This is a genomic window from Moorena sp. SIO4G3 (assembly GCF_010692305.1).
Lineage (GTDB): Bacteria > Cyanobacteriota > Cyanobacteriia > Cyanobacteriales > Coleofasciculaceae > Moorena > Moorena producens_A.
On the sequence record NZ_JAAHIG010000335.1, the window covers coordinates 1 to 9,617 of the forward strand.

The 9,617-nt window shown below is 40.7% G+C and carries 10 protein-coding genes; 1 reads left to right on the top strand and 9 read right to left on the bottom strand.

Annotation, left to right across the window (positions count from 1 at the left end; all coding sequences use genetic code 11):
• Positions 1-1,083: glycosyltransferase family 4 protein (locus tag F6J99_RS35460; RefSeq protein WP_293120218.1), on the bottom strand; the 1,083-nt coding region annotated here is incomplete at its 3' end.
• A 134-nt stretch (positions 1,084-1,217) separates the two neighbouring features.
• On the opposite strand from F6J99_RS35460, the gene F6J99_RS35465 reads away from it, so the two are divergent.
• On the top strand, positions 1,218-1,352 hold the full coding sequence (locus tag F6J99_RS35465; RefSeq protein WP_293120220.1) for a hypothetical protein: 135 nt from the start codon (positions 1,218-1,220) through the stop codon (positions 1,350-1,352).
• A gap of 6 nt (positions 1,353-1,358) precedes the next feature.
• On the opposite strand, the gene F6J99_RS35470 is transcribed toward F6J99_RS35465, so the two are convergent.
• The 8 genes from F6J99_RS35470 to F6J99_RS35505 all read right to left on the bottom strand — a co-directional run bounded on the left by F6J99_RS35470 (position 1,359) and on the right by F6J99_RS35505 (position 9,165).
• The gene (locus tag F6J99_RS35470) at positions 1,359-2,378 is read right to left on the bottom strand and encodes a glycosyltransferase family 2 protein (RefSeq protein ID WP_293120222.1); all 1,020 of its coding nucleotides are present in this window, start codon (positions 2,376-2,378) and stop codon (positions 1,359-1,361) included.
• Between the two features lie 20 nt (positions 2,379-2,398).
• Positions 2,399-3,580, bottom strand: a complete 1,182-nt coding sequence (locus F6J99_RS35475; RefSeq protein ID WP_293120224.1) for an O-antigen ligase — start codon at positions 3,578-3,580, stop codon at positions 2,399-2,401.
• A 226-nt stretch (positions 3,581-3,806) separates the two neighbouring features.
• On the bottom strand, positions 3,807-5,057 hold the full coding sequence (locus F6J99_RS35480; protein WP_293120226.1) for a glycosyltransferase family 4 protein: 1,251 nt from the start codon (positions 5,055-5,057) through the stop codon (positions 3,807-3,809).
• Positions 5,054-5,902, bottom strand: a complete 849-nt coding sequence (locus F6J99_RS35485) for a methyltransferase domain-containing protein (RefSeq protein ID WP_293120228.1) — start codon at positions 5,900-5,902, stop codon at positions 5,054-5,056. The genes F6J99_RS35480 and F6J99_RS35485 overlap by 4 nt, the downstream gene beginning before the upstream one ends.
• Positions 5,903-5,906: 4 nt before the next feature.
• The gene (locus tag F6J99_RS35490) at positions 5,907-6,032 is read right to left on the bottom strand and encodes a hypothetical protein (protein ID WP_267876445.1); all 126 of its coding nucleotides are present in this window, start codon (positions 6,030-6,032) and stop codon (positions 5,907-5,909) included.
• A 26-nt stretch (positions 6,033-6,058) separates the two neighbouring features.
• Positions 6,059-7,000 carry a polysaccharide pyruvyl transferase family protein gene (locus tag F6J99_RS35495; protein WP_293120230.1) on the bottom strand — a complete coding sequence of 314 codons (942 nt, stop codon included), beginning with the start codon at positions 6,998-7,000 and terminating at the stop codon, positions 6,059-6,061.
• Positions 7,001-7,006: 6 nt separating this feature from the next.
• Positions 7,007-7,903: a glycosyltransferase family 2 protein gene (locus tag F6J99_RS35500; RefSeq protein WP_293120232.1), complete on the bottom strand. Its 897-nt coding sequence runs from the start codon at positions 7,901-7,903 to the stop codon at positions 7,007-7,009.
• A gap of 50 nt (positions 7,904-7,953) precedes the next feature.
• Positions 7,954-9,165: a glycosyltransferase gene (locus F6J99_RS35505; protein WP_293120234.1), complete on the bottom strand. Its 1,212-nt coding sequence runs from the start codon at positions 9,163-9,165 to the stop codon at positions 7,954-7,956.
• Between the last annotated feature and the right edge of the window lie 452 nt (positions 9,166-9,617).

Below are 9,617 nucleotides of genomic sequence, written 5' to 3' on the forward strand. Positions count from 1 at the left end.
TCCTTGATCATTAATTAGAGTCTGCATAGCCATAGATAGGTCTGGTATCTGTCCAGGCTTAACTAGCAAACCATTGTCACCATGTATTACCAACTCTGGTATCCCCCCTACTGGTGTGGTGATCACAGGTAAGCCCCAACCCATGGCTTCAAGCAATGCCATGGGCAGACCTTCGTTATAAGACGGCAAGATAAATATGTTCGCTTTTGCTAAAAGAGCATCCCGTTGCCCTGAGTCTATCCCGCCAAGGACTTTGATATGGTCTCCTAAATCTAGGCTTTCAACTAATTGACAGGCTTGCTCTACTTCTCCATCCCCTGCTAATAGTAATTCTGAGCAAGTTTTTTGTTCAGGAGAGAGAGATGCAAACGCCCGAATCAGATCAAATACTCCTTTCCGTTGACCGATTTCTCCCACAAAAACTAACATTATCTGTTTGCAGCTTGTGCGCTCTGGAATTTTTGAGGGCAACTCTACTGGGTTAGGAAGAATTACAACCTGTTCTGCTTTTAGTCGGAAACTGGACTGGTAAAAGTTTTTCCAGCTTTGTGATAGAACAATAAAGTAGGCAGATTGTCGAAACACCAAGCTAATTATTCCTTTCGCCCATTCAGGTAGCCCAGTGTAAAACAACTTATACTCGCTACCATGGGCGTGCAAAACCACAGGGACATGAAATGCTAGTGCAAGGAGCATCAAAATCATTTTCCGGAGGGTGCTACCCCTTTGAGAAAAATGCACGTGAATCAGATCAGTCTTTTTTGTGGATAACCTCCACAGCAACTTCCCCAGAGCTTTCCCAAAAACTAAGAGCTTACGAGTAATTGATCCGTTTTTGCCATCAGTACAGGTAGTAGGAATGTGCTCAATTTGAAGGTGAGATGGTGCATTACGAAGAATAACCTTCTGCACTGATGGGATACCAGCCTTGATCTGAAGGTTGTCACCTAACATTACTACCTGACATCCCACCACAGGAAAATTATTTTGTGTTTTAAGGTCTAAATTTTTTTCTTTACTTGTATCTTTACTTGTGTCTTTACTTGTGTCTTTACTTGTGTGTGAAGACGGATAGTGAACCATAATTTTCCAGGGTGCATCTCAGTTTTGAAAATTTTCCGTAGGGTGCGTTAGGGGGGCCTTCATTTTTCGCCTCGTAGTCAGGGTTTGGACAGGCCGCCCCGTAACGCACCACCGTGTCAAACAGCAAAAATGAGATGCACCCATTTTCCATAATTTTAAGACATTCAGACCTGGTGGTGCGTTACGGGGCGGACTATCCCAACGCTGGCTACGAGGCGAACAATCAGGGCAAGCCCGCCCCTAACGCACCCTACGCAACTGTTCCCTAAAAGTAATCAAATCCACTTTGTCCACCTAAGTGCCCAAACTTTTTCAACACCATAAAATGGGGCTAATAGTAGTGTGAGGGCAACCCATACTGGTCCGACTATGTATAACCAAAGACGGCTACGATGATGTTTGATAAAACGCTCCAAGGGATAACGTAGTCGTCTATGCCAATAGGTTAGAGGGATTAATTCTTTGGTGTAAGTTTTGTAGATTTGCTCTAATTCATAGGTGGCTTTTACACCAGCTATGCTGGTTTTATTGTCACCACTTACTGGAGCAATGCTTAGCACCTCTTCGATAACGCGCCAGCGCACACCACGGGAGTAGAAATAATTAAATAGCTCAATATCCATGGTGTACTCATAGCTTTCATCTAATGGTTGAGGTCGCTCAAGCAGCTTGCGCCGATAAAAGCAGCTAGGTTGGTGAATGGGAGAAGCAACAGAAATTAAGTCAATTTGTTTAAGTGTAGGAGCTTTAATGTAGATCTGTTTTTTAGCATCCAATATCATCGGTCGTGACCCTAATCCTAAGGGCAAGACTCGCCCAAATAGAGTCATCCAAAAATTAGCTCCTTTGAGTGGTTGACCTAAATTGTCAGTCCTATATTCAATTTGGCTGCGACCAACTAAGACGTCAATATCAGGCGACTCGGCAAAGTATTTTCCCACTGTGTGTAAGGCATCTGGTGCTAGGAGGTCGTCACTACACAGCCAATTAACGATATCACCATTACACTTCGCAAAACCTTTATTAATCGCATTGGATTGACCACTGTCTTTTTCACTAATCCACCAGGTAATGTATGGTTCAAACTGCTTAATTACTTCGACACTGTTGTCAGTGGATCCGCCATCAATTACAATGATTTCTAGCTTGGGATAGTTCTGTTCAATTAAGCTTTGTAAGGTGGCACAGATAGTTGATCCGCTATTATAATTAGGAACAACTATCGAAATGCTCGGAAGTTCGGCTAAGGGAGGGTCTTCTTGTTCATCAATGGTACTTTCCTCTGAGTTTTTCATGGCTTACTATCCCGTTTACTTTACTGAAATAATTTACAGGGTTTTTCATAGCAATCAGGTACACAGGATTTTTTCCCTCTTACCTCTTTCCTGTTCTGACTTCTGTGCTCCCTACTCCCTACTCCCTGTTCCCTAACACCTAGTAAGTGGGGATTCTTGACAATTCGACTCTGGTAAACAGCTGCCGAAAGAGCGGTTGATACGTACAGAGTCCACACGATGTCTTCGGCAAGAATTGATGGGTCTAGGCTCAGGTTAACAATACTGAAAAATACTAGGTAGAGAAACATCCAGAAAAATTCTAGTTTTTTGGTGACGCTTAGGACTTGAATTGTCTTAAATAAGGCTATACATAAACTAAGCACAAAAAGGAAAATACCTAAAAATCCAAGTTGCAGAGCTAACTCAAGATAACCACTATGAGCATTACCATATCCTCCATGGGCAAGCCATGTAGAGTTGATGACAGAGTAGCCAGCTTCGGAAGACCAGAATCCTTCAAAACCGTAACCTAGCCAAGGTCGTTCTAAAATTTTATCAAATACTAAAGTCCAAATCGGTAAACGCCCATTCAATTGTAGATCTTTGCCTAGAATATCAACTAGTATGAATTCCAGGTTCCATAAAATTACTATCGATGCCACAAAAGCCAGGAGGGCTGAGACCATGTAAAGAACAGTTTGTAACTTATAGTGCTGTTTGACAAACTTGTAAAGGGGCAGCAGGGTAATCATAACTAAAAAGATTAGCAATGCTGATTTTCCCTGAGAAAGTAGTAGCATCAAAACAGATAAGCTAAATCCCACCCACCCTACCCAGCGATATTTCCGATGGTTGAGGATGCTCAATAACGAAATTATGGCATTTAGGGTCATCAGACGAGCTAAATGATTTTTATGCCTAAAGATACCCTGAGCGGGAGCGTCCCCTAAGCCATGAGCTAAAGTGACCAATAAGCTTAAAATCGCCACTATACCTAGCACCCATGCCACCAGACGCATTTGCTCCTTAGGGTTATAGCGAACTGCTAAGTATGCTCCGAGGGCAGTTGCACGTAAGACGGCTCTAAGTAATTCTGGAATACCGGGAACCGCAGACCATCCAACCGACCACACAGCAGTCCCTACTAAGCATAGTAACGGTATATCCCTTGTAAAAACATAGGCAAATCTTTTCCATCGCCAAAGAATTAAAAAAAACAAGATTAGATAGCTACCAACTTTTAAAAGCTTAAGTATAGGACCTGGAAAATCAAGAAACATGCCGGAAAATAAGCATATTCCAATCAAAAATGGTTCTAATTTTATTAAAAAAAAAGTTATTAACTGATTAGTAGATAACCTTTTTAAATTTATCATGAATTATCTCTTATTGAGAGTTATATAACCCTAGTTATATCAGTGATACTATATTTTCTAGTAATGATAGTTATACTCCGGATAAAATTTCAGTAAAAAGGGATAAGTAGCGTCTTGCTTGAATTTCTAAGGTAAATTCTTTTTCTACTTTTTCGCGGGCGCGGTAGGATAGTTTCTGATGTCGTTCTGTGTTCTCTAGCACCCAAGCAATTCCTTGAGCTAGAGCTTCAATTTGGTAAGGTTGGGCTAAATAGCCGTTTTTCTGGTGTTCAATCAGATCGGGCATCCCGCCAATGTTGAAGGCGACGCAAGGAGTTCCACATGCGATCGCTTCCATGACTGTGTTGGGCAAGTTATCTTGAAGGGAAGGGCAAACAAATACATCTGCTGCTCCATAAACTAGCGCTAGGGAGAGATCATCGCTGAATGTCCCTAAGTAGTGAGCGTTAAAACCAAACTCAGGTGGATTGTCTGGCCGAGAGTCACCAAAAATAACTAACTCTAGTTGATCTCGCCATCCGGATTGGCTCAGCTCTTGGAGCGCTGGTTGTAACAATTGAAACCCTTTGCGTTTTTGACTAGTGGCATTTACTCCTCCAAATAAAATAAGTTGCTTATCCTGGGGTAAGTTAAGTAATTCTCGCGCTACCTGCTGATGGATGGGTCTGTACTTTTGAGTATCAATGCCATTGGGAATTAGCTCAATTCGCAGATCCTGGAAAAGGGAACTGGAACTGGCACATTTGGCTAACCATGAGCTGAGGGTGACAACTGTCAGGTCAAGATTTCGCCAAGCTTTGGCTTTGCGCTGCCATACCCAACGGGATAAATCCCAGTCTTTGCTGCTGTTAAGTTGAGGACAATTACCACAGGAGACTGTATAGCGATCGCAATCGTGATTGTAGTGACATCCTCCTGTGAATGGCCACATATCATGAAGAGTCCAAACAATTGGTCGCTTTAGTTTCCCAATGGTTTCAATTTGGACATAGCCAGCACAAATCCAATGGAGATTAATAATATCAGGCTTAAGTCGGGCAACGTTGGGAACAACTGCATCGGGAAACCACTGGCTAGAAAAAGTCTTATCTTCCCGTTGGGGGTAAAGCTTTTGAGGTAAAGCGCCAAAGGTCCATCTGCTCCTGGCTAGGCCCTGTGTCAACTTTTTTGTTGGTCCAATGACAGTTTGATCATGACTAAATTTTTCCTGCACTAAAATTTGGGAATCTAAATTAATGCTGTGGAAACCCTGATGTAATCGATAGGCAGCACGAGCAGCTCCACCAGATATATCGAAACTACTAACAATTAGAGTCTTCATGGTTTAATACCTTCCATGAACAGTGAATCGGGTTTACGCACTTTGCCCTCAAGCATATCTAGACCGTAGCTATTAAAATCTTGAATACGGCTTGAATCAGCACCACAAACGCGCACCTCTACAAATCCTGAGCGCTCCAGCAGTCGTCGTAAAGAAAAACGGTCATACATCCAATAATGAATTTCACCTGAATTCCGAAACAACCCGACTTCAAATGCTTGTCGTGCTTCATTCCCTGCGATCAGAGTCACTAGATATTTGGCAATACTAGTTCTGAGATTAAACTTCCTCAAGGTTTTGTAAAACCAATATCTATCCTTAGATGCTAGTCGCTCTATCCAGGATTTTTTTTCATAGTTTTTATCCAAAAAAAGATCAGCATTGCTACCGATACGAGATCTGATAAATTCTTTATTCGTAAGATTAGGGTCAGCTAAATAACTAGCCATTTCACCACCTTTAACGTGGCGCACTGTCTGGTCATAAAGTTCTAACATTATCCAGTCATAGTTAGCCTCTGCTTCCCTAATACCAGACTCAACCTGTTCTAGATTAGAGATATAATGTCTAGCTATTGATTCTAGATCAGGAACAACTGCTCTAATTATTCCCTGTGGCTTAAGAATGCGCCAACACTCAGCAATAAGTTGATCAGCATCATGCTGCTTGAGGTGTTCTATTAGATGAGAACTATAGCAAGCATCAAAATAAGCATCAGGGTAGGGCAACGTTTTCCTGATATCATGATTATCAATATGGGATGATTGTGGTGCTAAATCAACGTTAGTCCACGCCGGATGATTAGAATATGTAGAGCCGCAACCTATATTTATTAGTTTTAACATCAACCTACCATAAAACTAACATCACTAACGATATGGCAAAGGGAGTAGGGAGTAGGGAGTAGGGAGTAGGGAGTAGGGAGTAGGGATGTCGAAGACCGCGCTGGATCGCTTCTGCCTTGCTGTTGTGCAATTTAAATGCAAAACAGCTTACGTTGATTAAAATTGATTTTTCCATCTATTGATATTTTCTAGGGGTAAGTTTATTTTTGTTTCATAGGAGGAATCTATCCAATGTTTAATCGAGTCTATATCATCTCGTTTAATAACTGGAAGGTTAGTATCTTTAGCAATTTCAGTAGCTCTGTTATCAATAGCAAGAATCAGTGCTCTTCTGCTGTGTTGTAATGCTCGAATGCCAGCATGTAATCGCGTACCTATATAATCAACCTCACAGCTAGATAAACACTGATCTAATGCTTTTAGGCTAGGTTTGAGATATATAGCACTCTTGCCACAAAAGGATTGCATATAGTGATAATCTTTGGGCTGCTGAGTCCAGAAATAAATTTTTTGATAGTTTTGTGACAATACCTTGACTAGGTTGAAATCAAACTTTTCATTTTGATGATACTCCGTGAAGGTAACTAAAACGGAGTCTGACTTTTTTCGTGGTATATTGGAACAGTGTTCCTCTGTCAGAGTCCATAATGTCGGGCAAGAGGTATTAACTACGTTAGGGATGCCGATGGATTTTAATTTTTGCTCGGTATAGCTATCTCTAACCGAGTGGAGATAGGTATTACTGAGCAGCACTTTATACAAAACTCTTGTATAAAAATTAGGCTTTTTTTGATATTTCCACCAGCCCACACCCAACAAAATAATGTCATTAATAAATAGGGAATCCCACAGATTAACTTTCCATTGCTTATAGGAATTCATCTTCGATGATAAAAGATTAGTTCCCCCAATAATTTTGAGGTCACTCATCCTCATATATTTATAGGAATTACTGGAAATTTGATCTTGAGTTTGAATCCGAATTAATAGGGGTTCATCAAAGGTTGTATCTATAATGTTATCGACAGAGTCAATAATAATCTGATCGCCTAGGTTAGAGCTGCAAATCGATGGATCTAAAAGGGAAATGACTTTCATATTTTTTTAAGCAAATCTTAAAATGCTTAATAATTTAGTTAATTTAGAGCGTTTAATGAAATTTTGAAAATAATTGTGGTCATAATCTCTATCGACAGCTGTAAATTGGTTATAATTTATCGGAAAATCAAGACTTATGGTTTTAAGTTCTGCTAGTTTACTAGTTGCTGATACGGTATGGGTTGCCCCTTCCCCAAAACCAATATTTGAAATCAGGTTAACAGCAGGAACAATTGATAATCCCGACTGTGCAAGTCTGGCAAAACTCCATCGGTAATCCCAAGCATCATACTTACCGTTTAGTGTAGAATCAAACGATTTTTTACGGGCTTGGTAATGCTCGTTATTTGCCAACACATCCCTGATCCGATTTTTGATATCAGGATTTGACCAAAGACTCATAGTGATATCATAATAATTCCATGCCCTTCGCCAAGAAGCCCAACCCCAAATTCCACCATAATAGGAGAAATGATAACTCTGACGATCAGACTTCCATTTACCTAGAAAGTTAGTCCCACTAACCATCATGACTCGCTCATCGTCTCGATATCGCTCTAACAGATTTTCACAAAATGGGAAAAAATCGGGATGGGGGAGACAATCATCTTCAAGAATAATTGCTTCTTCAACGGTGTTAAAAACCCAGTCTATTCCACTTGACACTCGCTGACAGCAACCCAGATTTACATCAGAGTAGTTTTCCAAAACCTCACAATCCCAATCGACGCGCTCAATAATTGCACGAGCTGCAGCACACTTTTCTGCTTCACCTGGTCGATCAGCACAAGGTCCATCAGCAATGACTAACAGTTTGGGAGGTTTGGCTTGGCGAATTACTTCAAATACTCTCTCAGTAGTATCTGGTCGTTTGAAGATTATGAAGGCAACTGGAGTTTTCATCTTTATCTACATAATTAATATAAAAACTAGTATTTTTGAATAACGACTTGCTAAATACTAGTTAAAATACTCTGAAGTTTCTCTGGGAGCTGATCAGTAGAATGAAGACGTCTATAACCATCAAAATCCGGTTGCACTTGTTGGTTATAGTTATCCAGTTGACTACAAAGGCGACCTATAGTATAAATACATTGCAGCACATCCCCTTCATTGATAGTGAAACCCAATTTAAATTGGCGCACTCTCTCTGCCATACAAAACTTGCTGCTCACAATCACAGGTTTTTCACAAACTGCTGCTTTAGTTAGGATATTGCTACTGTGGGGGAAGTCATGATAGGCAGCAAATAAGATATGACAAGTACTAACTAAAGCGTTGAATTTTGCTTCATCAGGAATACGCTCAAAATAAAAAAAGCAGTTAGGTAACTTTCGGTCAAGAAGAGTCTGGAGTCTTGCTTGCTCCTGGTAAGTGTAGCTCTGCTTGGATAACTGACCGGCGAAGACAAAAACATAGTCTTGTTTCACCATCTGCTGAGCAACTTCTAAAAGTGTCAGAACTCCTTTGCGCTGGGATTGTATCCCTAGTAATCCAATGATTTTTTTTCTTTTCGCTTTGGCTTGAATTTGTTTCACGATTGACCAATTCAAGTCTGGGGCTGACTCGTCAGTAAAATCGGGAAACGTAATGACAGTTTTGCCGTTGATTTTGCTTTGTAATTGCTTAGCAATTCCTTCGTCAAGAACAGCAATAGCTGGGCAATTAGAGGATTTTAACGCAGCATGAGGTTTTAGAGGACCTCTATTGATAGACCAAAACTTTTGTTTAAGCCTCAAATGACGAGGCTGAACATAGAGACCAGACCAAGGGTAAGGGAAAATATTGTCTACTATATGGTGTAGCAGGTAGGGCGCTAAGCAACTATCAAGCCAGGGAAAAAATACTAGATCGGGTACTTTACCAATTTTTGATGAAGCATACTGAATGCTAGCTTTGGCGTAATACCAACGTTTTACTGCATTCAGGGCTGTGCGAATTCCATTGATCCTAAATGAGCTAGGCTCTGGTGTTTGACATTCAAAAACCTGGAATTGCTCTTGATAGTTAGGGCAGTTAAAGGCAACCCATTCAGTTAATTCTAATGGTTTTGGGCAGAAGGCTATTACTTGATGACCAAGCTCAAGCAACATTTTGGTGAAAACCTTGAGGTATGTTGGACGATGTCCATTCCAATTTTCCTCAATGAGAGCAATGGTTTTCAAGGTTATCACCTCTTAAAATAATTATATCTGGCTAGTAGCTATCAATACATACTAACTAAATAGATATCAGGGATCAGAATTTTACTTTTCCAGAGTTATTAATATACTTTTTATAAGAGTAATTATACTAAATTTGGCTAACATTAAATCAGGCACGATATCGAATTGATATAGCAAAGGGAACAGGGAGTAGGGAGTAGGGAGTAGGGAGTAGGGAGTGGGAAAAAATAATGTTTACGTAATAGCTATGAGAAACGCTATATAACTTTCTAGCACTGATCTGATAGTGCTTTTGACGGATGCGATCGCATCTTATATCATTTCAGGATAATTACCCTGTCTTGATGCAAAGCGCGAGTGGGGGAAACCACGCCAGTTGCTCATGGGGGGAACCCCCAAGACCGCACTGGCTCCCCAAGACCGCGCTGCATCGCTTAATAAAAATCTCCCCA

Coding starts and splice junctions, on each gene's coding strand:
- F6J99_RS35465 (WP_293120220.1), top strand. CDS start 1,218: ATGCACCCATTTTCCATAATTTTAAGACATTCAGACCTGGTGGTGCGT.
- F6J99_RS35470 (WP_293120222.1), bottom strand. CDS start 2,378: ATGAAAAACTCAGAGGAAAGTACCATTGATGAACAAGAAGACCCTCCC.
- F6J99_RS35480 (WP_293120226.1), bottom strand. CDS start 5,057: ATGAAGACTCTAATTGTTAGTAGTTTCGATATATCTGGTGGAGCTGCT.
- F6J99_RS35485 (WP_293120228.1), bottom strand. CDS start 5,902: ATGTTAAAACTAATAAATATAGGTTGCGGCTCTACATATTCTAATCAT.
- F6J99_RS35495 (WP_293120230.1), bottom strand. CDS start 7,000: ATGAAAGTCATTTCCCTTTTAGATCCATCGATTTGCAGCTCTAACCTA.
- F6J99_RS35500 (WP_293120232.1), bottom strand. CDS start 7,903: ATGAAAACTCCAGTTGCCTTCATAATCTTCAAACGACCAGATACTACT.